A 24,267-nucleotide genomic window follows, 5' to 3' on the forward strand; every position below is an offset into this window, starting at 1 on the left:
GCACCTTAACGTAGGGACTGTTAAGGTGGAAATTCGAATGTTAAGGCTACGAAGAAGCGTCAGGGTCGGGGGCAACAGCGGCAGCAATGCTGCCGAACCGCAAAGGCGGGGATCGGTTTTTTGCAGCGGGCTGCAATAGGCGATCGCGTACTCGAACCGAAATATGGGAAGGCCCGGATACCCGGGCCTTCCCATTCACCGCCTACCGTTCCATGTAATGCAGGTGTGTGTTGCGATGGCTCTGGTGCATGCCGCCGCCCCAGAAGTGACGTTCGAAGTGATCCTCCAATCCGGTCCCGTCAGCCAGCCCAGTCGAAGCGCCGCCGAAGCTGCTCATCGCCTCCACCAGCGATTGCAGTTCGCGGCTTGGCGGTATCGGATCGTTCGCGACTGCCGGCTCCGCCCCAAGACCGCCGAGCACTTCCATTGCGTCCTTCCAGCTTGTGTTCGACGGCGTCGAAGATGCTGACGACATATCCGGCGACTCGGCCGCGATGGTGGAGGTGATCGCCAACGGCGTTTTGCTCGCGAGCTGCGTCATCATCGGTGCCGCCGTCGAGGACAGCGGCGCCAGCAGCGAGCCAAATTGCGAGGCGGGAATCGCGTTGCCTCCGGCGGGCTGCACGTAGGCGATCGCGTACTCGCCACCCAGGAAGTGCTTCGCCACGCGCACCTGAGTGGCCGCATTGCCGTCCACGCGCACGATCAGGTCGTCGACATCGCGGTGGAAGGTGATGCGGCTGCGCGCCACGCTGTGCGCGCTGCTGTTGAAGTGCAACCAGTCCGTTCCACCGCCGGTGTTGTCGATCGTGTCGGCGCCGCCACCGTAGATGTACTTGTCGTTGCCGGCGCCGCCGAACATCTGGTCGTTGCCGTCCTCGCCCACCAGTTGGTCCGCGCCGGCGCCGCCGACCAGGATGTCGTTGCCGGAGCCGTTGTGCGAACCATTGCCGCCCGACAGGTAATCGTCGCCATCGCCGCCGTCGAGCTTGTCGTCGCCGTTGAAGCCGAACACCGTGTCGTTGCCGCCGATGCCCCTGATCAGGTCGCGGTCGTTCGTGCCGAGCAGCTGCTCGCCGGCCGCGGTGCCGGTGACGATCGACGGGTAGTCGTCGTCATCGCCGCCGCCCGGATCGCCACCGCCACCCACCAGCGCATTGATGGCCGCGGTATCCAGCATCGAGCCGCTGGCCGGTTGCACGAAGTCGATGGCGTTGTCGCCGCCGAGGAAATGGTTCGTGACCGTCACGGTCTGGCTGGCGTTGCCGCCGACGGTGATGACCAGGTCGTCGCCGGTCCGCGCGAACGTCAGCTGCGCGGCCGTGATGCCGTTGTTGAAGATCACGCCGTCCATGCCGCCACCAGTGTTGTCGATGACGTCCTGTCCGCCGCCGTAGACATAGTCGTCGTCCCCTGCTCCACCTAGCAACGTGTCGTTGCCGTCTTCGCCCGCAAGGGTGTCGTTGCCAATGCCGCCTTCCAGGCGATCGTCCGCCGAACCAGAGCCGCTTCCATTGCCGCCGGACAGGTAATCGTCGCCGTCGCCCCCCTGCAGCGTGTCGTTGCCACCCAGGCCGAACAGCTGGTCCGCGCCGGCCATGCCCTTGATGAGGTCCTTGCCGCTGCCGCCGACAAGCTGTTCGCCGGCCGCCGTGCCCTCGATCACCTGGTCGAACCCGGTGCCGCCACCCGCGACGATCTGGTTGATCTGCGCCGTGGTGAGATAGAAGCCGCCGTCGGGCTGCACGTAATCGATCGCCGCGTCGCCGCCGAGGAAGTGGTTCACCACGCGCACCGCCTGCGTCGCCGCATTGTCGACGCTGATCAGCAGGTCGTCGCCATCGCGGGAGAACGAGAGGTCCTCGGCCGTGATGCCATCGGTGAAGAACACACCATCGAAACCGCCACCGGTGTTGTCGACAATGTCGCTGCCCGAGGTCGCATCGACAACGTACTTGTCGTCGCCTGCACCGCCGATCAGCATGTCGTTGCCACCGGCGGCGACGATCGTGTCCGATCCGCCGAGGCCGTGGATGGCGTTGGCTGCCGCGTTGCCGGCGATGTAATTGTCGAGATCGTTGCCGGTGCCGCCGATGGCATCGCTGCCCATCAGGAACAGGTTCTCGATGTTCGCTGATAGCGCGTAGGTGGCGGTGGTCTGCACCTGGTCTGTACCGCCGCCCGAAGCCTCGACCACCACGTCGTCGGCATTGTCGGTGACGTAGACGTCGTTCCCGGCACCGCCTTCCAGATGATCAACGCCTTCGCTACCATCGAGGTAGTCGGCGCCATTGCCACCCATCAGCACGTCGCTGCCCGTGCCGCCGAACAGCGAATCGTCGCCGTCGAGGCCGTACAGGCTGTCATCACCGTCCAAACCGCCGAGCGTATTCGCGCCCGAGTTGCCGGTGATGATGTTGTCCAGCTCATTGCCGTTGCCGTTCCTGATGCCTTCGACGAGGATCAGGTTCTCGACGTTGCCGGACAGCACGAGGTTGGTTTCATAACGGCGTTCGACCGTATCGGTGCCCTCGCCTTCGTTCTCGTAGATCCAGTCCTGGCTGGTGTCGTTGATGAAGTAATCATTGCCGGTGCCGCCATGCATATCGTCGCCGCCGAGACCACCGTCGAGGCGGTTGTTGCCGGCGTTGCCGGTCAGGACGTTGTTGCCGTCGTTACCGATTGCGTCGATGTCGGCACTGCCCAGCAAGCTCAGGTTTTCGATGGTCGCGTCCAGCGCGTAACTGATGCTCGACTCGACCGTGTCGGTGCCTTCGCTCGCATTCTCGATTACCACGTCGCCTGCGTTGTCGACCACATAGACGTCATCGCCTGCACGGCCGACCATGCGGTCGGCGCCGGCAGCGCCATCAAGACGGTTGGAGGAGGAATTGCCCGTGATCACATTGGCGCCGGCGTTGCCCGTGCCGCTGTAGGCACCATAAGCCTCGTCGAGCATCAACGATTCGACCTGCCCAGAGAGCGTGTAATCACTGCGGGCTATCACGGTGTCGTTTCCTCCTCCTGCGAGTTCGATCACCACGTCATCCGGGCGATCAATGATGTAGGTGTCGTCACCGGTGTCGCCTTCAAGACGGTCGGCGCCGTCGCCGCCGTCGAGCGTGTCGTTGCCTGCGCCGCCGCGAAGCTCATCCTGTCCGTCCTGGCCTTCGAGCAGATCGTCGCCATCGAGGCCATCCAGGCGATTGCTTGCCTGGTTGCCAAGGAGGTGGTTGCCTTCCGCATTGCCGGTGCCGTCGATGTTGCCGGCCCCGGTGAGTTCCAGTGACTCGACATTGCCCACGATCGCGTAGCTGACCGAACTGCGGATGATGTCCGAGCCGCCCTCGGCGTTCTCCCCCACCACGTCGCCGATGTCGTCCACGACATAAATGTCGTCGCCATCACTGCCCGTGAGCTGGTCGGCTCCAGCGCCACCGTTCAATGTGTCATTGCCGACGCCACCAGCGAGAACGTCCGCACCTTCGCCGCCTAGGAGGATGTCGGCACCGTCACCGCCGTCCAGCTGATCCTCGCCGATGCCGCCGTCCAACTCGTCGTTGCCGCCAGCTCCCAGCAGCACGTCATTGCCAGCCTGCCCCAACAGGATGTCGTTATCGGCTTCGCCGTACAGGTGATCGACGCCGTCGCCGCCCTCCAGGCGATCTCTGCCCACGCCGCCGAACATCATGTCGTCGCCAGCCTGACCGAACAGATGGTCGTTGCCGGCATCGCCCCGGAGCTGGTCGTTGTCGGCGCCGCCTTCCAGGCGGTCATCGCCTTCACCGCCACCCAGTTGGTCGTCGCCTGCATCGCCGAATATCTGATCGGCGCCGTCTCCACCGGACACGATGTCGGCGCCGCCGTCGGCGTGGATCACATCGCCGCCACCCAACCCGGAAATAGTATTGGCCGCGTCGTTGCCGTAGATCACGTCATCCGCGTCACCGGCCTTCATCACTTCGAGGTCGAGCGCGGCGGCGTCCAGCGAAACGAGGACACCATCGCCAAAATCGACGACCAGCCCGCGTCTCGCCACACCCGTCGCCGGATCGAACCAGCCTGCGAACGTCAGCTGGTCGCCCGGGCGCCCGCGGAAGTACAGCACCAGATTCTCGCCATCGCGACGGAAGTAGGCGTCGGATGGCGCGCCACCCGACAGGACCAGGGTGCTGGTGCCGCTCTCGTCGGTGATTGTGTCACTCCCGTCGCCGGCCGAGTACCGGTAGGTGTCGTCACCGTCGCCGCCCTGCAGAATGTCGTTTTCGACTCCACCGCCTAGGTCATCCTGACCGCCACCGCCGTAGAGGTTATCCACGCCAGATCCGCCCGCGAGCACATCGTCGCCGTCACCGCCTTGCAGCGTGTCCTGCCCATCGCCGCCGTGCAGCGTGTCCGCGCCGCCGAAGCCCTCCAGCACATCGTTTCCAGCCTCACCGGTCAACAGGTCGTCACTGTCGTAACCACGCAGGGTGTCGTCGCCGGCGCCGCCATTAAGCACCAACGCCTTGAGTTGCGCGAGCGACCACGTCGTGCCGTCCGCGAAGCGAACCTCGTCGATAGCGTACCCGCCGTCATCCTCGAAGAAGCGCAGGATCGTGACTTTGTCATCGCTGTCGTGGAGCTTCAGGATCAGATCGTTGCCTTGGCGTACCCCCTCGACATCGTCGGGCGCGATTCCGCCCAGGAACTCCAGGACATCGCTTCCGGTACCGCCGTCGTAGTTGTCGATCGTGTCCCGCCCGTCGCCACGACCGAACACGTATACGTCGGAATGCATGCCGCCAATCAGCTGGTCGTCGCCCGCGCCGCCGGTGAGCCGGTCGTGCCCCATCCCGCCGTCCAGGCGGTCGTTGCCGACGTCGCCCGCCAACACGTCGTTGCCATCCATGCCGGAGATGGTGTCGTTGCCTGTGTCGCCAGCGATCGTTTCGTCGTTGTCGAAGCCGACGATCACGTCATCGCCCGGCGTCGAAGCCACGATCGCCGCCTTGATGTCCGCAATGGTCCACACGGTGCCATCATCGAACGCGATCGATGTCACTGGCGACAGGTTCGGAAAGTAGTCGCCGTCAATAGTGGGATCGTACTGAAGGAAGAAGTTGTCGATGACGACCGAGGCGTTTCCGTAGAAAACCTTCAGCGCGAGTCCGGAGACCTCGAAACGCACTTCCGACGGCGCCACGCCTCCGGTGATCTCAAGCCTGCCGCCGATGGTTGTCCCCACCGGTATCGATGCGCCGAGTGAGACGATGTAGTCGTTGCCCGTATCCGGTCCGACGACGTACGTGTTGAATCCGTCGCCGCCTGAAAGGTAGTCGTTCTCCGTGCCGCCCTCGAGCCTGTCGTTTCCGGCGCCTCCGTAAAGGTAGTCGATGCCCGCGCCGCCTCGCAGAGTGTCGGCATCCTCTTCGCCATACAGCCGGTCCCCACCTGCGCCGCCATCCAGCTTGTCGTCTCCGAGTCCACCCCAGATGTGATCGTCGCCTGCACCGCCGTCCAGATCGTCCAGCCCCTCGTGGCCGGCCATCTGGTCGTTGCCATCACCGCCCGAGGCGTCGTCGTTGCCACCGCCGCCACTCAGAATGTCGTCACCGCCACCGCCATCCAGCCTGTCGTTGCCCTCTTCGCCGTACAAGTTGTCGATGCCGACGCCACCGGAGAGCACGTCATTGCCTGTTCCTCCACTCAGGTTGTCGTCGCCATCACCGCCGACGAGCTGGTCGTCGCCTGCCTGCCCGAACAACTTGTCGTTCTCGGTTCCACCATCCAGCAGGTCGTTGCCGCCGCCGCCCTGAAGCTCATCGGCTCCGGCTCCGCCGAACAGCTGATCGTTTCCGTGAAACTCCTCAGCCACCTGGGAGCCGTCGCCGACCAGCAGGTCGTCACCACTGCCACCCCACAGCGAGTCGCCACTGCCCTGACCAAACAACGTGTCGTTGCCCTCGCCACCCTTCAGCGAGTCCTTGCCGTGTTTGCTGCCATCCAGGTTAACCGCGTCGCCTTGAAGCTCGTCAGCGCCATCACCGCCGTCAAGGTCGTCATCCCCGCCACCGCCGAACATGAGGTCGTCGCCGGCGTTGCCCTCGATGTGATCGTTTCCGTGCCGGACGCTGGCAAAGCCATTATCGCCCCAGATGGTGTCGTTGTCGGCGCCGCCCAGGATGTGGTCATTGCCGTCGTCGCCCGCGATCTTGTCAGCGCCAGTTCCGCCATCGATGTAGTCCTGGTCGGCATCATCCTCGTCCGTGGCGACGTCGCCCTGTCCTCGACCGGCCAATTCGTCGTCGCCGTCTCCACCGTTGATGATGTCGTTGCCGCCGCCGCCGCCAACGCGATCATTGCCTGCGCCGGCGTCAATCACATCGTCGCCATGTTTCACAGCGGCGCTGGAAACCAGGGCCGTCAGGTGGACATGGGGAATCGAGTCGAGCGCCAAGTCACCCTGGATCAGGTCGTCGCCTTCTCCGCCGTTGATCAGGTCACCATCGTGTCCGCCGTTGATAAAATCGTTGCCGTCGCCGCCCAGGATAATGTCCGTGCCTTCGCCGGCATGAATGCGGTCGTGGCCGTGGCCGGCGTCGATGTAGTCGTCGCCACTCCTGAACAGATTGGGGTCAAGGTCGCCTCCGCCGGCCGGCGCAACGATCACATAGCCCGAGTCCAGAGTGGCATCGCCTGTCGCGGCGCTGCCGTCATTGGTCTTGACGTACCAGCCGGCGCCCTTGGCAACCACCGAGGCACCCAGTCTCGCAATCTCCTCGTTGATCCGATCCAGTTCAGTCTTGCCGTTCTCGTCCCGTGAGTCGTCGCTGTTGTCCCAGGCGCGCAGATTCTGGAGCTCGGATCCGTCGAGGATCAGATCATTGCCGTACCCGCCGATGAGGCGGTCGCTGCCGCTCCCGCCGAACAGCAGGTCGTTGCCGAGGCCGCCGTCGAGTTCGTCATCGCCGGCGCCGCCCTCCATGCCGTCATGGCCGTCGAGCGAGGTGAGCGTGTCGTTCCCATCATTCGTGCCGACCGCACCGAACACGTCATCGCCAATGGTCAGCGGCGCCCCATTCGGCGGATGCGTCTCGTCGAACCCCGGAAGCGTTATACCCAGATCGCCGTTCTGCCAGTTCTTGACGACGATGCGACCGCCGGCCTTGCCGTCGCCGAGGCGACGGATGATCACGAGGGATTGGCTTTCGCCGGTACCGACCACGGCCAAGCGGAATGCGCCATTCGCCGTCTCCCAGGCACCGAGTGATGCATGGCGGATGTTGTCGAAGCCAACTCCAGTGCCAGAGATCTCAAGGCTGTTGAACGTGATTCTGCCGAGGCCGTCCGAATCGACAATGACGTCTTCGGAGTCTGACGACGCAAGATCATCAGTTTCGAACGCATAGGTATCGAAGCCATCACCACCGTCGAGTATGTCATTGCCGTGCCCGCCTTCAAGCGTATCGGCGTCCTCACCGCCCAGCAGCGTGTCGTTGCCGGCTTCACCATGGATCGAATCGTCGCCTGCTCCGCCACTGACGTAGTCGGAGCCGCCACCTGCTCTGACGATGTCGTCACCACCGAGAGAAACTATGGCGTCAGCGCTATCAAGTCCCACAAGTGAATCGCCGTCGCCATTCCCGTACTGCAAGCGATAGCCCAGATTCGGCAGGCGGACTGAACCTCCTTCGCTCAGCACGCGCGCAATTCGAGCCGAGAGCAGCTCATCTTCCGGCGTACCGAAAACACCATCAAAAACCTTCTCGGCAGCATCGCCAGCCAAAACGCCGGCCAACCCACCTATAGTCGCAACCATAAGAACCATTACGGTCGCTGGCAATGCTGCCCCAGCGAGGACAATTGTTGCCAGGGCCGCTGCCGCCTCGCCAACAAAATAGCCTACGACCACACCGCTCACCTTGCCCCAGTCCCGGGTCGCAATGGCCATGGTCAAGTCGGCCACGGTCAGGGCCTTGTCCAGGAAGGGAAGGACCTTGCGCCCCGTTGCCCCCTCTCCAAAGAAGCCAATGTTCGCGTCAATCTTGGAGTTCAATTCAGCAACAAATGACTCCACTTTTACATGAGCATCAATCGCAGCGCTTTGGTAGAAATCAACCTTTGATTGGAACACTTCAACCCACTTCAAACAGAACGCTCGGTAAGCCGGCGAACCATTGGATGAGGCGCGTTCTGCAAAGTACTTTGCTACCTCTAGATTCTCCTTGGCACTGTCGAGCAGACGGGCAGCCGCTGCTTCGTAATTGAGATTCCCGAATCGGTCCGTCAACTCCTCCGGACTCTTCTGAAGGTTTGCAAGGAATGAGGCCGTGAACATTGCCCCTTGTTCCTGCAACTTTGCTTGCTCTTCCTCACTGATTCCGTTCATGGGCTAGTCTCCGTTCGGTCAATGGCGATGCGAGTGATTGAACAGCCACCAGGCATATCTTGCTGACAGCATCAACAGCAACGACATGCACGTGAATATGATTCCATACATCAGACCGAGCCAAATCTTCGAGGTCGATGCCAGGAGGACAAACAATCTGATCCTCGTGCCGCGATAGTCACCGTCGGGTGGTAGAAGGAAGGCGAACCACGCCAACAAGATCAAAGCCCCTAGAAAGAATGCCAAGGACCCCAATAGTCTTCCAGTTCCCATATGCGTGCCTTCGCTTCCGGGATAGCAATAGGTGAGGCATGCCGCGGTAACCGGGAGCAATGCGTACATAACCAGGAAGTACCCAGGCACTCCGCCACCGCCTACGTCCCCGTTGGCTGTAAGAGTGGCAACAGTCGGAATGGACGCGATCAGCCCATCGCACCACAACCTTGGAATCGCCGGCGTGAGTAGTGCTGCGAGCATGCTTATTGCCACGTAACCAAGCACAATGACTTGAATCTGCTTAGAGCTTCTGTGAACCATTGAGGGCTCCAGTAGGCATGTTGCCTTGAGTTTCGCCGCTGACCAACCTTGCGTATCGAGGACCGAAACCGCGGATAAAATGGCACTTCTCATGGATGGACGCGTGTTCGTGAGATCGTCGTCGGCCATGACGTTGACCGTTAGCGCACCCCCAAACGTGGCAACTGGGGAGCTCAGCACCGGGAAGGGCCTCGGAGAGGCCAAACTTCTGATCCCAGCCAAGCTGGAGATTGATGGATGACGCGAGTTCGCCGCATCCCATCGGTACGACAAGGGATAGGCTCTCGGCCAGGCCGACCGTCGTCATAGGCCAGCGATCCCTTGATGATTGGCACCTTCCTACCTTTCACGCAGCGCTTCTCCGCCTCTCTGCCGTAGGGGACCGAACAAGTAGTCGATGACTCGCCGTCTGCCCGTCCTTATCTCCACACTCAACGCCATGCCGGGAGTCAGTCCCACATCGACGCCGTCTATGTTCAGCGCCGCTGCCGACAGCACAACCCGTGCGGGAAACACGAGCCCGAGTTGCTCGTCCTGCGCCGCGTCATGCGACACGCTTGCAACGGTGCCCGTCAGGTACCCGTAGCGCGTGTACGGGAAGCTCTCGACCTTCACCGTCACCGGCTGCCCGGCGCGCACGAAACCGATGTCCTTGTTGAGCACCGTTGCTTCAACCTCCAGCGTTTCCCCGTTCGGCACGACGACGAGCAAGGGCTGCGCCGGCGTCACCACGCCGCCCACCGTATGCACCGCTAGTTGCTGCACGGTGCCGTTGACGGGTGCGCGCAGGGTCATCAGCTTGTCGCGCTGCCCGGTCCTGGCGACTTCCGGGGTCAACTGCGCGACCTGCGCGGTGGCCTCGCGCAGTTGATCCAGGGTCTGCTGGCGCGTGTCGGTGATGAGCACGCGCAGTTCTTCTTCCGCCGCGCTGAGAGCGGACCGTATCTCCTGCACGCGATTGCGCTGCGTGGCGAGGTCGCGTTCGGCGGCGATCCGCTCCTGCTCGCGCAGCAGGTACTCGTGGCGCCCAACGTATTTGCCTTCGACCAGCTTGCCGTAGTCCTCCGCACGCGCCGTCGAGATGCGCGCCGATTCGGCCAGAGGTGCAATGGTCGCTTCGGTCGTGCGCAGTTCGGCACGGCGTTGCGCGATGCTCGCCTGCAGGGCGTGGCGCCTGGCCTGGTAGGTATCGAACTGGCTGCGCACCAGGGTCTGTTCGGCGGTGAGACGCTCCTGTGGGAGATCCTTCGCCGCCGACAGGACGGGCGGCCGATTGCTGTCGAGCGATTCCGCCAGCGCATCCAGCCGAAGCGCGGCAAGGCGCGCGTTCACCAGTGCTTCGTCCGCTTGTGCGTACGCCGCGCCGGTCGCGGTTGCGTCCAGTTCGATGAGCAGCTCACCCCGCTTCACGACCTGTCCGTCGCGCACCAGGATGCGTCGAACGACGCCCGTCTCGGCGGGTTGCACGACCTTGCTGCGCGAATCGACCACAGTCCTGCCCGGTGCCACCGCGACGATGTCGAGCTGACCCAGGATCGCCCACAGCAACGCCACGCAGAAGAACGCGATGATGATGCGCATGGTCCAGCGCGCCGTCGGCGACACCGGCGTCTCGGTGAGCTCCAGATGCGCCGGCAGGAATGCGCGTTCGTCCGCGCTGCGCTGCGGCGGATCGAGCTGGCCGCGAATGGCCCACACTGAGCGGAAGATCGCCACGTAGCGCGCGATGAAGTCGCGTAGCCCCAGCAGGACGTGCTTCATGCGATCCCCGATTGCAGGCGGTGAAGATGCGCGTAGTGGCCGTCGGGACGTTCGATGAGTTCGGCATGGCTGCCGCTCTCGACGATCCGCCCTTTCTCCACCACGACGATGCGATGGGAATGGCGAACGGTCGACAGGCGGTGCGCGATGATCAGCACGGTGCGTCCCTCGCAGATCGCCCGCATGTTGTTCATCACGGCGTGCTCGGACTCGTAGTCGAGCGCACTGGTGGCCTCATCGAAGATCAGGATGCGCGGATCGGTGATGAGAGCACGCGCAATGGCAATGCGCTGTCGCTGGCCGCCGGACAGTCCGGCGCCCTGCTCGCCCACCTTCGTGTCGTAGCCTTCCGGTAGTTCGGTGATGAAGTCGTGCGCGCCCGCGAGCTTCGCCGCGTGGATGACGCGCTCAAGCGGCATGCCGGGATCGCTGAGCGCGATGTTCTCGCGCACGCTGCGGTTGAACAGGAAATTCTCCTGCAGCACCACGCCCAGCTGGCGGCGCAGCCACGCGGGGTCGGCCAATGCCACGTCCTGGCCGTCGATCAGCACGCGTCCGCGTTCCGGCGTGTAGAGGCGCTGCACCAGTTTGGTCAAGGTGCTCTTGCCGGATCCGGAGCGGCCGACGATGCCGATGACCTGCCCCGGTTTGATGTCCAGTTCGATGCCGGCCAGCACTTCAGGCGCATCGGGTCGGTAACGGAACGACACGCGTTCGAACGTGACCTGCCCCTTGATCGGTGGCAACGCCATGCGGCTGCCGGGGATCTCGGTGCGCGTGTTGAGGATGTCGCCCAGCCGTTCGACGGAAATGCCGACCTGCTGGAAGTCCTGCCACAGCTGCGCGAGGCGAATGATCGGCGCGGCCACCTGCCCGGCCAGCATGTTGAAGGCGATGAGCTGGCCGACCGAAAGCTTGCCTTCGATGACGAGCTTCGCGCCCCAGAACAGGATCGCCACGCTGGCCAGCTTCTGCACCAGCTGCACGCTCTGCTGGCCGATCGTGGCGACGCGCGTCACACCGAAGCCGGCGCTGACATAGCCGGCCAGCTGGTTGTCCCAGGTGCGCGTCACTCGCGGGTCCACCGCCATCGCCTTGACCGTACCGATGCCGCTGACGGTCTCGACCAGGAACGACTGGTTGTCGGCGCCGCGCGCGAACTTCTCGTTCAGGCGTTTGCGCAGCACCGGCGTGACGAACGCGGAAATCAGTGCGTACAGCGGAAGCGACAGTACGACGATCAGCGTCAGCCAGCCGCTGTAATGGAACATCACCGCGAGGAACACCACGGTGAAGAACAGATCCAGGACCGAAGTCAGCGCCTGTCCTGTCAGGAAACTGCGGATGTTCTCCAGCTCGCGCACCCGCGCGATGGTGTCGCCCACGCGTCGGGATTCGAAGTACGCAAGCGGCAATGCGAGCACGTGGCGGAACAGGCGCGCGCCAAGCTCCACGTCGATCTTGCTGGTGGTGTGCGAGAACACGTACGTGCGCAGGCCACTGAGCACCACTTCGAACACCGCCATCGACACCAGGCCGATCGCGATCACGTCCAGCGTCGTCAGGCCGCGATGCACCAGCACTTTGTCCATCACCACCTGGTAGAACAACGGCGTCACCAGCGCGAACAACTGGATGAAGAACGAGACGACGAAGACTTCGAGCAGCAGCTTGCGGTACTTCACCACCGCGGGAACGAACCAGCTGAAGTCGAACTTCGCCAACTCGCCCAGCACCGATGCGCGCGAGGCGATCTGCAAGAGGCGTCCTGCGTAGCGCGATTCGAACTCCGTCATCGACATCGCGCGTGGGCGCTTCTCGGCGAGGTCGTGGATGAGGACCTGTTCGCCGTGGACCTTGGCGACGACGAACGCATCGCCATCCGGCAGGAGCGCGAGCGCAGGCAGGTTCGCCATGGCGATGCGCGCGGCGGGCTGCGTGGTGACCTTGGCCTTCAGGCCGAGCTTCTTCGCGGCGAGCAGGAGCGTCGTTTCATCGAACGCTTCGCCATTGTGGCCGAACTCATGTGCCAGCTGCGCGGCGTCCGCGGCGATGCCGTGGTACTGAGCCAGCAGCACCAGACCCTGCAGCCCAAGATCTTGCCTCGCATCAGCTCGCGCGCCTTCCACGACGGAAAGCACCGCACTCCCCTGTGCCATGCCCGCAATCCTTGCCGACCTAGGTAATCCCCTAAGCCATGAGCATCGTCAGGATGTGCCGTGTGTGTCAAGCGGAATCGGTGTGCGGCCCGACAGATTTCCACTTCTGATCAGTGGCGTGATATCGAGCACATTTGGGCTGGCGCCATGCGCATGCAAGATATGCGCTCACGGCCCGAGTGCAGACACCAAGACGCGCCCTGGCCGGACGTCGCAAGACACCCGGTTTGCACCGGGTCCGGTTGTCGCACCAGGTGCAACTTGTCCGGGACAAGCCCAATCAGACCGACGAGGTCCATCACCGTCTCTGCATAGATGGCGAACATGCTCGAGACCTTCAGGATCAAGCTCATGCCGCGGGCCTGCCCGCCCACGTTGTCCTGCTCGTAGACCTTGGTCCAAGATCGTGTCGCTACGCCGCAAATTGGCCCTAGATCGTGTCGCCGGCTGGCATGCGGGGACCCCATGCAGGAATCACAACTCACAAGCCTTTGATTCCCATTGGTTTTTCCCCGCGACATCAATCAGGAACACCGACAGCAGCGGCAGCGTGCCGCCGATACCGATGGCAAACGCCTCATTCCCCCGGGAGCGCTTGCTTGAACATCGATTTCGAAGACGAATGGTACGGATGGCGGCTGCGAGGCCGCCATCTCGTTTCTGAGGACGGCCCACGCATGACCGTCGAACGCCTGCGCGGGCTGATGTGGCGGGACAAGATGGAGCTTCGGCTCTAGGGTTACGCGAGCCGACGCGCAGCTGAGAATGGGCGTCAAACGGCATCTCGTCAGCAGCTTGTGAAGGTCGTTATCGTTGAGCTGGCAGAAGTACGTCATCACGGCAACGTCGGTTCGTAACTCGCCTGCGCTCATCCATGCTCGCGATGCAATCTACGAAGCTCATCCTCGATGGGCTCAAAATCCTGTGCTCGCTTGCGGCCTGCACAATCCAGCTTGTTCAAAAAATAGGCCCCGCCGGCAATCCCGCGAGACAACACATAACGGAACTCCTCGGGGAGAACGACGGGGCCCATTCCGCAGTCAGCTTCCGCCCAAAAGCTCTGAATCCGTCGAATCTGTGAAGGGGCACCGCCTATGAACCCGTGCAGGCGAAGCATCGTCTCAATGCGCTCCCGGCTGACGTCGTAGAGGTTGCCCTGTATCGCTTCGAAGTTCTTCAACGCCAGATCTAATGACACCAAGTGGGCACTGATCGCTGAAAGGACGGCTTCCTTATGCGCTTTCCATGCGGCCTCATCCGTAGCAATGAGCCCACTATTCACGTTGCCGGCGTAACGCCGCCATTCGTCGAAGTTGGTGAATGCCTCGAACTCAATCAGTCGATCGTAGACATTGCGGAAGATTGCCACCGCAGTAGCCTCCAACGAGTCCGACCGCTTCTTAAGCTGGTTATTCCAGAGTTTGAATGAGCCCAAGACGGCGATTGCCGCAGCTGCGACAGTGCAAAGCACCGAGGCCCAATCCGATACCGTTCCAAAGTCGAGCGAATCGGGACAGAAGATTGGGGCCGTCATTTGCAAGCCTCCCGAACGCGATTATCGAGTTGCTGCAACAACTCGTAGGTGCGGCGAATCCCGACTGCCTCCAGCGTTCGTTCACGCGACGCCTTCGCGGCATCACATGCGGACGGATTCCGCGCGCCGTCCTGGCGAACGCGATGACCAGCGGCACCGCCACCCCGGCTGGTGCCCGCGAGTTGAGAGAGGTAACGCGAGTCCGCCTCGGCCTGCTTGCGCTGGTGGTAGCGCCGCCAAAGCTCATCATTGCTGGGCGGCGCCTCCGGCGTCGCATCCCAACTGCGGGTCTGCGCGTAGCCGGCCGGGCATGGCCCGCTGTAAAAGTGCACCGCCCCACCCTTGCCCACGCACCTATTGACGACCTGCGCCGAAGCGCTGCCGGCGATCAGCGCGGCAAGCAGCACGATTCCCTGTCGCATTGCTCCATCCGTCCCCCTATGGACTGCGACGAGCGTACCAAAAGCCGGCTTGGCGGGAGGGCTGTTGGCCCTCAATAGCGGTTATCCCTGGGCCGGGCCCACACTTGCGACGTTTTCAGCCGGTGAGACGACCCAAGCGTACGGTGCCGCCATGACGCACGACGACCTTGACGACAAACCCGGGCACGGTCACTCATCCGGCGGCGCACCTGTTCGGCGATCTTGTCCCGCGCTCCGGGACGGGCCGTCACCCGAAGATGCGCAGCGCGAACGCGCGCGGCGCGCCGGGCGTCGCAAGAAGGATGGGTGGAAAAAGTACCTGTAGCCGGAAGAACCGACGCCATGGCCGCGCTATGCCTTCTCGCCGCCAGGCATCGGCGGCGGCGCACCGATGATGACGCCCTGAGGTGACGATGCGGAGGTCTCGGTGCGCGAGGCTTCCTCATTGCCGTTCGGAAGGCTCGCGCCCGACGCTTGAATGCGTGCGATGGCGCGGAGGCGCCCGATCGCGTGATCTTCCGAGCGCGACGCGGTACGTGCAGGCACTCGCGCCATGGTCACGACCGATGCGGTATACCTGCGCCTGCACAGCAGCGATTACATGGCGCTGTCGTCATCGGGCCTCCGTGCAGCTCATGCACGGGTCCATGTCATGCACAATTCGCCTGAACGGCCGGACGATGTTCGTCCGGACGAATCCGACAGATACGAAGCGGTCGTCGCGGAAAGCCGCCGGCTTCGCGAAGACCTGGCGATCTCGATGATCGGGCTGCGATCGACGCTCGATCGCTTCGAGGATGCGATTCGACGTTTCTCCGGGAACGACTGACCACGCGCACGCAAGCGCGGTGGATCAGGGATCGCCCGGCCTGCGCGTGCGATCGCGGCTCAGCCACACGAACATGGCGACCAGATTCGCGTACGGCGTCTCGATGAGCGTGATCTCGATGAGCGTGTCCGCCGACATGCGTCGGCCCCGCCGTGGACGGACGAATCAGGCAGTTTTCGGCTGGAGAGGTCGTTCCCGCCTGCGAAGTGGCGTCGTGCCAGGACCTCGATGCGACCTCCCGCCCGGTCGAAAGCGGCCATGTCGGCGGCGAGCCTCGCACGCGCGGCATCCCGATCGAGCAGGGACAGCCCCCGGGCAGGAAGAACGTAGTAGTTGCCGCCGCGTGGGCGAGTGCTGGACATGGCGGGTCCTTGCATCAGCCGATGAGCGCCGAGGTGGTGCTTCGTTTGTGGCGTCGCCATCCGGAACATTCGTGGAAGACGTAATCGGCCCAGCATTCGCGCAGCTCGAGCATTCCTGTCTCGCCGATCGCGCTTTCCAGCATCTGCGCGATGGATCGCGGCAGGTTCTCGTCCGAGATGCTGAACACCAGCTCGGCCGGCGGGCTGAAGTCGGGCGGTCGCGAACGAGCATTGCCGTCGATCAGCCAGTAGCTGGCCGCGGCGCTGTAGACGAGGATGTGCATTGGCCGTCTCGTGCGGGAGGTGCACGAGGCGCTCCGGGATCCGGACTGCCGCATGAGCGCCAGTCGGTGCGAAGACACAGTAGGCGGTTGCGGGTGAACGCGATGCATGGAGCCATTAAGAGGGCGCCGTGCAATGCACCCGGACTCGCGTCGGGGGCGCCGGCTTCCCGGACGTGCAGCTCCCGGCGATCCGGTTGCGCGCTCATGCATGGGCTCCCCCGATGGCGCGATCGGCCGGATTTGCGTCGCATGCGACGTACCCCATCGCGCTATCCTGCGCCGCATGCGCCGCACACGTTCCCCGTCCCGGCCGCGATCCGTGGGCCTCATCCTCTTCGACGGCGTCACGCTGATGGACGTGGCGGGGCCGATGGAAGTGTTCGCGACCGCGAACTCGGTCGTGGCGCCCGCGGTGGCGTACAGGCTGCGCACGTACGGTGTCGGAGGAACGGCGCCGGTACGGTCGGAGGCGGGTGTCACGCTCGTGCCCGATGCCCCGCTTCCGCGACGTCCGACCGTGGACACGTTGCTGGTGCCCGGTGGGTCCGGCCTTCGGCGGCCACAGGTGCTGGCGCAGGTCGCCAGGACGCTTGCACGTGCACGGCCGCGATGCCGACGCATCGTCTCGGTCTGTACCGGCGCATACGCGGTCGCCGAATCGGGGTTGGCGAAGGGCCGCCGCATCGCGACTCATTGGCGCTTCGCCACCGACCTCGCGCAACGCCACCCGGACGTGGAGGTGGATGCACGTGCCCTCTTCCTCCAGGACAACGGTCTGGCCAGCTCGGCCGGCATCACCGCCGGCATCGATCTGTGCCTGTCCCTGGTGGAGGAAGACCTGGGCCACGCCACCGCACTGGCCATCGCGCGCGAGCTGGTGGTCTACATGCGGCGCAGCGGCGGGCAGGACCAGTACTCCGAGCCGCTTCGGCTGCAATCCGGGACGAGCGACCGGATCGGCGACCTGGTGTCCGGCATGCTCGCGCGCCCCGATGCCGATCTCAGGCTCGATGCACTCGCCGAACGCGCGCATCTCAGTCCGCGCCAGCTGCAGCGCAGGATCGCGCAACGCTACGACTGCAGCGTCACCGACCTCATCGCCCGGATTCGCGTGCAGGAGGCGCAGCGGCTGCTGTGCGGGCGCCAGTCCATCGGCGAGATCGCGGCATGCTGCGGTTACGCCGACATCGATGCATTCTCGCGCGCATTCCTCCGGCGAACCGGATTGCGCCCATCGCAATGGCGGGCGAGGTTCGCCGAACGTGCGCCGGTGCAAGGCCCAGTCGATTCCACCGGCTCGGAGGCGTTCGAATGATCGCGCGATCGTTGTGCCTCCTGGTTGCACTTGCCCTTCCGCTGTCGGCGCCGGCGGCGGGGCCGCTTCGTTTGCCCGGAAGCGTCGAGCGCTCGACGTACGTGTGTCCGCCCTGCCCCCACGTTGCCGATCTCCTGCATGCGAAGCCGCACGATGCTCCCGGCACGTGTCCTGTCTGCGGCATGAAGCTGGTCGAACGGCCATCGCCGCCGGATGACGCGCCGCCGCTGTTGCGCGCCGGTTCGGGAGCGTTCTCGTTGTCCGTCGGCCCCGGAGGATCGCGCGAAGTCGCGGTCTACTACCACCGTCCGCGCAGCCTGCACGAGAATTCCCGCGTGCTGATCGTGCTGCCCGGGGCCGGGCGCAACGCATGGGATTACCGCGACCACTGGATCGAAGCGGCCGAGCGTTCCGGTGTGCTGGTGTTGTCGCCGCACTACCCGGAAAGCCGCTATCCGCGATTCTGGAACTACAACCTCGCGGGCATGATCGCCGACGTCGTGATCGACCCCGACGCCCAGGCGTTGGCCGGGTATCGGATCGTGACCGATCGCGGGCAATGGCTGTTCGACGACATCGATCGCATCTTCGACCAGGCGGTGCGTGCAACGGGATTGAAGACGCCGCGCTACGACCTGTTCGGTCATTCCGCCGGCGGCCAGTTCCTGCATCGCTTCGCGATGTTCGCCGACGACGGCACGCGTGCCGACCACATCCTGGCATCCAACTCGGGCTGGTACACGGTCCCCGACGCCGACGCACGCTTTCCTTACGGCCTGGCCGACGCGCCGATCCAGCCTCCGCAGCTCGCGAAGGCTTTCGCGCGACGCCTGGTGGTGTTTCTCGGTGGCTCTGACGACGCGAACGAAAAGCGCGGCGATCTTGTGCATGGTCCGGCCCCGGACCGGCAGGGCCTGCATCGACTGGCACGCGGCAAGTACTTCCACGGGAAAGCCATGGAAGCCGCGACGCGCATGGGCATCGCATCCCGCTGGACGCTGGTGGTGGTCCCCGGCGTTGGACATGATCCCCGGAAGATGGCGCAAGCGGCGGCCAGCTACCTCTATGGCCAACCTTCCGAGATCGGCGCCGTGGAACCAGGCGTGGGCGCGGACACAGCTGGCGATTGAGTCACGGATGGGATGGCGATCAGAACGGGCAACGCAAGTCAGGTTCGCATTGCGCGGCGCACCGAACGCGGGCATCACACCAGCTGCAAACGATGCGCCGATTGGGCGCAATGCCCTGCCCCCGGTCAAGCGGTTCCAAGCTCAGCGATCCAGCACGCCGTCGATCCACGTCGCCATCGTTCCAAGCAGCTCCTCCATGACCTCCGCGTCGTTCCGACCGGAGCGCACCAGCACATGGAAGGAATGATCCGCGTGCTCGGACCACCGCAGCGTGGCGCGAGCGCCGAGTCGCTGCACGACCGCCTGCATCAGGTCCATCTGCCCCAGTTCGTCGCGCGTGCCCTGCAGGAACAGCATCGGCACGTCGATATCGGACAGGTGCGCGGCACGTTCGTCGGAGGGCTTCTTCGGCGGATGCAACGGGAAACCGAGGAACGCCAACCCGTGCACGCCCGGCAGCGGCGATTGCGCCTGCGCCTGCGAAGTCATGCGCCCACCGAAGGATTTTCCGCCGGCGAACAACGGCAGCTCCGGCCGTCGTCGCGCGGCTTCCGCGACTGCCGCGCGCACCGTCGCGTGCGCGAGCCGCGGCGTGTCCGGCCGTCGCGAGCCTTGTTCCATGTAGGGAAACTGATATCGCAGGCTCGCGATGCCCCGCTCGGCCAGCCCCTCCGCCACCGCCGCCATGAACGGATGCGCCATGCCCGCGCCCGCACCATGCGCCAGCACGTAACACGCCCGCGCGTGCGCAGGCACCTGCAGCAGGCCCGACACGCGCACGCCCGTTTCGACTTCGATGGAAAGCGGTTGCGTCGACATGTTCCCCTTCCCTACCGCGTGCACAGGCGCATGAGCGTCTGCGCGTACCCGGGCGCGGTCGGCTCGTGCATGAAGTAGACGTGGACGCGCTGCCACGCGGTTGCCAGAAGTCGTTCAGCCCACCGCGCGAGGTCGGCTTCCGAGTAGGTTTCAAGACGCAGCCGCACGTAGCTCCACGACGCGGTTTCGACCAGCGGCGGTGGCGCGTCGTCGTCGCGCTCGGACAGACACAACGCCGCGCCGCCGGCCTTGAGCGCATCAAAGACCTCGTCGTCGAACCAGCTGTCGTTGCGGAACTCGAACGCGGCGCGGTGATCGGCGGGCAGGACGTGCAGGAAGTCGGCCAGCCGCGGCACGTCCTTCTTCAGGAACGGCGGAAGCTGAAACAGCACCGGACCGCGCTTGTCCCGCAACGTTTCGAGGTTGCGATACAGATAGGCGACCGGATCGGCCGCGGCATCGGCCTTCAGGCGCACATCGTGGGTGATGCGGCGCGGCGCCTTGATCGCGAAACTGAAATCGTCCGGCGTCGTCTCCGCCCAGTGTTCGAGCGTCGCCACTTTCGGCATCTGGTAGAACGTGTTGTTGATCTCCACCGACGGCAGGTGCCGCGCGTACCAGGCCAGCATCCCGTCCGGCTTGATGGTCGCGGGATAGAAATTGCCTTTCCATTCCTTGTAGGAATAGCCGCTCGCACCTGCCTGCAGTCGCGTCGTCATGGTCTGGCCTCGACCGGGGTTGCGTCACACAGGCGGATAGTCTGCCAAACGCGGTGCGAAGGCCATTCACACCACAACGGGCACGCACCCGCAGGCATCATCGAAGAACCAGTTGATCCAGCGCCATCAACACCCGACGTCCTTCGGTCGTGGAACCTGTCAGCGGATCGGCTTCGTGCAGGGCATCCGCAAACGTCACCCTGCTGCGCTGCGTGATCTCCGACAGCGGCACCTGATGCGCGACGAACCGGCCCGGGCGGAAGCGACGTTCCAGGCCGTGCGTCTCGATGGCCTCGCCCTGGTCGAGGATGAAACCGTACGCGCGCAGGCGCCTCCCGCTACCCTCGTCTTCGGCGACCACGACGATCTTCCAGAACGCAATGGGCATCGTGACTTCGATGCCGGAGCCGAAATCGTGCGCCGGGTCGTCGTGCGCGAGGACCGGCCCGGCGAAGACGATCAGCCGGTTGCCGACGTTCCGCGCCTGCTTCGCGATGTGGTTCTCCAGTCCGCCCCACAGGCCGTTGTACTGGAACATGTCGCGGTTGAACTCTTCGTGCTGCGGCGTGCAGTTGGTCCAATGGAAGGTGTCGGCGTTGGCGAACTCCTCCTCTTTCGCCGTTTCGCCCCACGCCGAATCGTCACGCCGGACCAGATGGCCGCGATCGAACTTCTTCGCCGGCTCGTAGAATTCGAGGTCCTCGATCTGCTGTTCGATCGGAATGCGCGGATCGGCCTTCCACTCGTCGTCGCCGAACCCTTCGCGCGACTTGCGGCGCTTTGCCGGGTCGTAGTCGACGTTCGCGGCCGTCCACAACGCGAGCCGGCGATCCTTGTGCATCACCACTGTGTAATGGTGGTAGCGCAGGTACTTGCGATTGCGCGGGCCTTCGTAGATCTCGTCCTCGGGCGCCTGCGGCGCGGGCACACGGAAACCGCTCAGGAACCGCTCGTCGTAGCCCTTGCGCCCGGCGTAGTCGGGATCGAAGCGAAGTTTCTTCTCCAGCGCCACCGCGCCGCCGGCAGCGGGCGCGGCCGACACCGCTGCCTCAGGTGTCGCCGGCGCGCCGCTCATGTAGAAATGAGCCGTGCCGTGCACGGTGATGGTGTTCATCGCGGGCGCTCCGGAAGGCTGGATGTCCGGCGTCGGGATCGAAGCCGGCGCCGGATCCGCGGATTCGTCGGCGACTTCGCGCACCGCACCGAGCACCTGCGCCAGGATCGCCTGGTGCGCCGCCGTGCCGAGCGACACGCCGTGCAGGTGCGACAGGATCTGGCTGACGCGCGCGCCTTCATTGGCGACCCACTCGATGTCGGTGTGCGGCATGCCCTCGCGCCATACGGTGCGACGGAGCGTCATGATCTCGCCGTTCTCTACGCGCGGCACGCCACCATGGTGCACGGCGACCAGCTCCCAGTCCTTGTTGAAGGCCGGCGATCCGGACGACCCTTCCAGCGTGTCGGTGGTGTACATCAGGAACAGGTCGTCGGGCCCGGGCTCCACGTACACGGTGTTCTTCTGCAGCGCGTAGTGCTTCATCCGTCCATCGGGGTGCTGGATGATGTTGACCGCCTGCCCCACCAGGATCTTGCCGAGCGTGGGAATGAGCGACACCGCACCGAAATCGCGCAGCGCGCCCGCGCCGATGCGTGGCTGGTCGGCAAGCGCCACGATGGCGATGTCCAGCGCTTCGCTGCTGTAGAAGAACCGCGCCGGATCGAATTCGTAGACCACGGTACTGCGCGGGTTGCCGACCTCGTCGAGCTCGAAGTTGAACTGCGCGCCGGACGATCGCGTGTCCTCGGCGCTGTCGAAGACGTGCCAGTTGGTCATCAGCAAGCCGGGCGCGATCAGGAATCCAGTCGCATAGCCATCGACGATGCGGCCATCGTTGCCCAGGCCGACGATGCGCGCGACCGGTCGCCCGGCGCGTCGGGCTTCGGGCGTCGGTGCGTTCTGTTCCCACTCCAGCGCATCGCCGATGCGCCGTTCGAGGAACGGACCCGGACCGCCGGGACGGATGATCGCCCTCGCCTTGGTGGTTTCGCGTTTGATGAAGTTCTTCAGCTGCGCGGGGCTGGCCGCGTCAAGCGGCCCGCCCTTGGCGAGTTGCGCGGCGGTGCGCGCGCGCTCCTCGCCCTTGCCGGCGAAACGCACGCCGGCCTTGAGCATCACGCTGCGCTTGCGCGCCGCTGTGGCGCGGGAATCGTGCATGGCAGGCCTCCGTGGCTGGCTCCTTGCATTGCTCAGCGGCGACGATGGATGTTCCGTTGCAGCCGCGCCGACACCACCGATTGCTCCGCCCACGCCGCATCGCGGACATCCTGTCCCTGCGTGCGCAGGTAATCGCGCTGGGCCTTGAGGCGGCGCTTGCTGTCGAGGTGCTTGGAAACGGCGTAACGGACCGCGCCATCGGACGAAACCACGACGGTCGATCCACCGAGGAACCAGCCCTCGCGCACGCGGCGTTTCTGCACGACTTCCGATACCAGGTCGAAGCGCACGTCGCCGCTGATGCCGACGCGCCGCACCGTGCGCAGCGAGACGATCTTCGGCGGCAGAACGCTGCGACTCGGCGCGACGAGACCGAAATCGCGGGCGCGATCCGACCTGCAGATGGCTTTACCGAATGCAGTGGCGGCGCGCGTTACGGCACGGCCTCCGTCGTCGACCGGCCAATCGCAAAGGCCATCGGCGAACACCAGGCCGAGGTGGCGGAAATCCAGTTCCGGCACGGCGATCCGCCCCGTCTCCGGCGGGCACCACAACAGGCTGTCCTCGCCCAGGTCCGGCACTTCGGGCACGGTCACGCGGTATCGGCGGAAGGACGTGACGAACGCCTCGCGATAGCCGATCGGATCGTCTGGCACCAGCTCGGTGTCCGCGGTGATGATCGCGCGCAGGTATTCGCCGAAGCTGCAATGCAGTGGCGGGCAGTAGTCGATGGCGCGGATCACGATGTTGAGGAAGCGCCGCGCGAGCTGCGTGGCTTCCTCGGCCAGCAGATACACCGCTTCTGACGGCAGGCGTTCGCGATACAGCTGGAGCACGCCGCGCAATTTCCTGGTCTTGCGCTGGTAGATGCGCCGGAACGCCTCGAACACGGCCGACACCAGCACCGCGCCGAGGTCGTGTTCCTCCTTCGTCGGATCGTCGTAACCGTACTTGCGCTCGACCACCGTGTCCTCGAGCCCAGGCGACAGGATCGCCGTGCGCAGCGGATTGTGTCCGTCGATCAGGTCGAAGCCGAACTGGCGGCCGATCTGCACCAGCAGCTCCGAATCCAGGTCGTCGCCCTGCGAGGCCTCGATCGCGTCGCGCACCAGCTCCGGCTGCGCGAAGCGGAGGAAGATCGCCACCAGGTCCGAGAAGCCTTCGTGCAGCGCCGCGACGTCACGATGCGTCGGCCGCAGGAAGTTCGGACGCAGGCCATCGAGCAGCGCGTGGCTGGTTTCGTGCGCGACGATGTCGCGCGACAACGCAATGTACACGTTGCCGCCCGGCTGGTTGCGGTACTGCGCGAATTCGGCGGCGCGTTCGTAACCGAAGCACAGCGCGCCGAGCTCGCGATCGTAGTACGCGTTGTCCTCGTGCATGAAGCGCGGATGGATGCGCAACCTTCCCTCGGCCCCGCTCTCCACTCCGCCAACGCCGATGGGCCCGAAGCCCCGGTCGCGCCCGAGCGCGAAGCGGAAGCGCTCGTAGGTCTCCATGCCGACGGCGTACACCATCTGCTGCATGAACTGATGATTGCTGCTGCTCGGTGGAAGGCCGTCTTCCATCAGCAGTTTGTGCTGTTCGAGGTCGACGGGCGTCGCCACGTTGCCGGTCCTCTCATCGATGTCCTCGACGATGAACACCGCCCCGGCCGGTCCGGGTTTCAACGGCTCGTATGGAATCGACAGGGTGATGTGCGCTCCTTCGTAGCGGCTACGGCTGGGATCGTGCGAGAACGCGCGCAGGCGACGGCGCGTCGGCATGTCCGCAGCCGGCGATGGCAGGCGCGCACGATGGATGCCCCCGA

The 24,267-nt window shown here is 64.6% G+C and carries 14 protein-coding genes; 4 read left to right on the forward strand and 10 right to left on the reverse strand.

Translation table 11 applies throughout. The annotated features are described in order from the left end of the window. Positions 1 to 202 precede the first annotated feature (202 nt). The 3 genes from AC3ANK_RS09615 to AC3ANK_RS09625 form a co-directional block, all read right to left on the reverse strand. A complete protein-coding gene (locus AC3ANK_RS09615; RefSeq protein ID WP_484171010.1) occupies positions 203 to 8,371 on the reverse strand; it encodes a calcium-binding protein in 8,169 nt (2,722 codons plus the stop codon). 876 nt (positions 8,372 to 9,247) lie between these two features. Further along, positions 9,248 to 10,669: an HlyD family type I secretion periplasmic adaptor subunit gene (locus AC3ANK_RS09620; protein ID WP_206860594.1), complete on the reverse strand. Its 1,422-nt coding sequence runs from the start codon at positions 10,667 to 10,669 to the stop codon at positions 9,248 to 9,250. Then, complete coding sequence (locus AC3ANK_RS09625; protein ID WP_206860595.1) at positions 10,666 to 12,828, reverse strand: type I secretion system permease/ATPase; 2,163 nt, start codon at positions 12,826 to 12,828, stop codon at positions 10,666 to 10,668. Before AC3ANK_RS09625 ends, AC3ANK_RS09620 begins: the two co-directional genes overlap by 4 nt. Positions 12,829 to 13,427: 599 nt before the next feature. Between AC3ANK_RS09625 and AC3ANK_RS09630 the strand changes: the two genes are divergently transcribed. Further along, a complete protein-coding gene (locus AC3ANK_RS09630) occupies positions 13,428 to 13,565 on the forward strand; it encodes a DUF3653 domain-containing protein (protein WP_484171011.1) in 138 nt (45 codons plus the stop codon). Between the two features lie 131 nt (positions 13,566 to 13,696). Here AC3ANK_RS09630 and AC3ANK_RS09635 read toward each other — a convergent pair whose 3' ends face one another. Together AC3ANK_RS09635 and AC3ANK_RS09640 are read right to left on the reverse strand one after the other, a co-directional pair. Further along, positions 13,697 to 14,362, reverse strand: coding sequence for a hypothetical protein (locus tag AC3ANK_RS09635; RefSeq protein WP_206860597.1), 666 nt, complete (start codon positions 14,360 to 14,362; stop codon positions 13,697 to 13,699). After that, positions 14,359 to 14,784, reverse strand: coding sequence for a DUF4124 domain-containing protein (locus AC3ANK_RS09640; RefSeq protein ID WP_484171012.1), 426 nt, complete (start codon positions 14,782 to 14,784; stop codon positions 14,359 to 14,361). Before AC3ANK_RS09640 ends, AC3ANK_RS09635 begins: the two co-directional genes overlap by 4 nt. A gap of 553 nt (positions 14,785 to 15,337) precedes the next feature. Here AC3ANK_RS09640 and AC3ANK_RS09645 point away from each other — a divergent pair. After that, positions 15,338 to 15,613, forward strand: coding sequence for a hypothetical protein (locus AC3ANK_RS09645; protein WP_206860599.1), 276 nt, complete (start codon positions 15,338 to 15,340; stop codon positions 15,611 to 15,613). 376 nt (positions 15,614 to 15,989) lie between these two features. Here the strand turns inward: AC3ANK_RS09645 and AC3ANK_RS09650 are convergent, their stop codons facing one another. Beyond that, the gene (locus tag AC3ANK_RS09650) at positions 15,990 to 16,259 is read right to left on the reverse strand and encodes a hypothetical protein (RefSeq protein WP_206860600.1); all 270 of its coding nucleotides are present in this window, start codon (positions 16,257 to 16,259) and stop codon (positions 15,990 to 15,992) included. Positions 16,260 to 16,467: 208 nt separating this feature from the next. Between AC3ANK_RS09650 and AC3ANK_RS09655 the strand changes: the two genes are divergently transcribed. Beyond that, positions 16,468 to 17,574, forward strand: coding sequence for a GlxA family transcriptional regulator (locus AC3ANK_RS09655; protein ID WP_484171013.1), 1,107 nt, complete (start codon positions 16,468 to 16,470; stop codon positions 17,572 to 17,574). Beyond that, on the forward strand, positions 17,571 to 18,704 hold the full coding sequence (locus tag AC3ANK_RS09660; protein WP_484171014.1) for a hypothetical protein: 1,134 nt from the start codon (positions 17,571 to 17,573) through the stop codon (positions 18,702 to 18,704). Before AC3ANK_RS09655 ends, AC3ANK_RS09660 begins: the two co-directional genes overlap by 4 nt. A gap of 141 nt (positions 18,705 to 18,845) precedes the next feature. On the opposite strand, the gene AC3ANK_RS09665 is transcribed toward AC3ANK_RS09660, so the two are convergent. The 4 genes from AC3ANK_RS09665 to AC3ANK_RS09680 all read right to left on the reverse strand — a co-directional run bounded on the left by AC3ANK_RS09665 (position 18,846) and on the right by AC3ANK_RS09680 (position 24,223). Beyond that, positions 18,846 to 19,523, reverse strand: a complete 678-nt coding sequence (locus AC3ANK_RS09665; protein WP_206860603.1) for an alpha/beta hydrolase family protein — start codon at positions 19,521 to 19,523, stop codon at positions 18,846 to 18,848. Positions 19,524 to 19,534: 11 nt separating this feature from the next. Continuing rightward, on the reverse strand, positions 19,535 to 20,242 hold the full coding sequence (locus tag AC3ANK_RS09670) for a DUF72 domain-containing protein (protein ID WP_206860604.1): 708 nt from the start codon (positions 20,240 to 20,242) through the stop codon (positions 19,535 to 19,537). Between the two features lie 97 nt (positions 20,243 to 20,339). Beyond that, positions 20,340 to 22,457 carry a DNA/RNA non-specific endonuclease gene (locus AC3ANK_RS09675; RefSeq protein WP_484171015.1) on the reverse strand — a complete coding sequence of 706 codons (2,118 nt, stop codon included), beginning with the start codon at positions 22,455 to 22,457 and terminating at the stop codon, positions 20,340 to 20,342. A gap of 32 nt (positions 22,458 to 22,489) precedes the next feature. Continuing rightward, positions 22,490 to 24,223, reverse strand: coding sequence for a hypothetical protein (locus AC3ANK_RS09680; protein WP_484171016.1), 1,734 nt, complete (start codon positions 24,221 to 24,223; stop codon positions 22,490 to 22,492). Positions 24,224 to 24,267 lie beyond the last annotated feature (44 nt).

Source organism: Lysobacter sp. SCRH-1R, assembly GCF_057747855.1.

Bases quoted from the DNA above. Each gene is read 5' to 3' on its own strand.
- AC3ANK_RS09675 (WP_484171015.1), bottom strand. From the start codon at position 22,457: ATGCACGATTCCCGCGCCACAGCGGCGCGCAAGCGCAGCGTGATGCTC.
- AC3ANK_RS09665 (WP_206860603.1), bottom strand. From the start codon at position 19,523: ATGTCGACGCAACCGCTTTCCATCGAAGTCGAAACGGGCGTGCGCGTG.
- AC3ANK_RS09645 (WP_206860599.1), top strand. From the start codon at position 15,338: ATGGTCACGACCGATGCGGTATACCTGCGCCTGCACAGCAGCGATTAC.
- AC3ANK_RS09670 (WP_206860604.1), bottom strand. From the start codon at position 20,242: ATGACGACGCGACTGCAGGCAGGTGCGAGCGGCTATTCCTACAAGGAA.
- AC3ANK_RS09655 (WP_484171013.1), top strand. From the start codon at position 16,468: ATGGGCTCCCCCGATGGCGCGATCGGCCGGATTTGCGTCGCATGCGAC.
- AC3ANK_RS09650 (WP_206860600.1), bottom strand. From the start codon at position 16,259: ATGCACATCCTCGTCTACAGCGCCGCGGCCAGCTACTGGCTGATCGAC.
- AC3ANK_RS09615 (WP_484171010.1), bottom strand. From the start codon at position 8,371: ATGAACGGAATCAGTGAGGAAGAGCAAGCAAAGTTGCAGGAACAAGGG.
- AC3ANK_RS09660 (WP_484171014.1), top strand. From the start codon at position 17,571: ATGATCGCGCGATCGTTGTGCCTCCTGGTTGCACTTGCCCTTCCGCTG.
- AC3ANK_RS09625 (WP_206860595.1), bottom strand. From the start codon at position 12,828: ATGGCACAGGGGAGTGCGGTGCTTTCCGTCGTGGAAGGCGCGCGAGCT.
- AC3ANK_RS09640 (WP_484171012.1), bottom strand. From the start codon at position 14,784: ATGCGACAGGGAATCGTGCTGCTTGCCGCGCTGATCGCCGGCAGCGCT.
- AC3ANK_RS09620 (WP_206860594.1), bottom strand. From the start codon at position 10,669: ATGAAGCACGTCCTGCTGGGGCTACGCGACTTCATCGCGCGCTACGTG.
- AC3ANK_RS09635 (WP_206860597.1), bottom strand. From the start codon at position 14,362: ATGACGGCCCCAATCTTCTGTCCCGATTCGCTCGACTTTGGAACGGTA.
- AC3ANK_RS09680 (WP_484171016.1), bottom strand. From the start codon at position 24,223: ATGCCGACGCGCCGTCGCCTGCGCGCGTTCTCGCACGATCCCAGCCGT.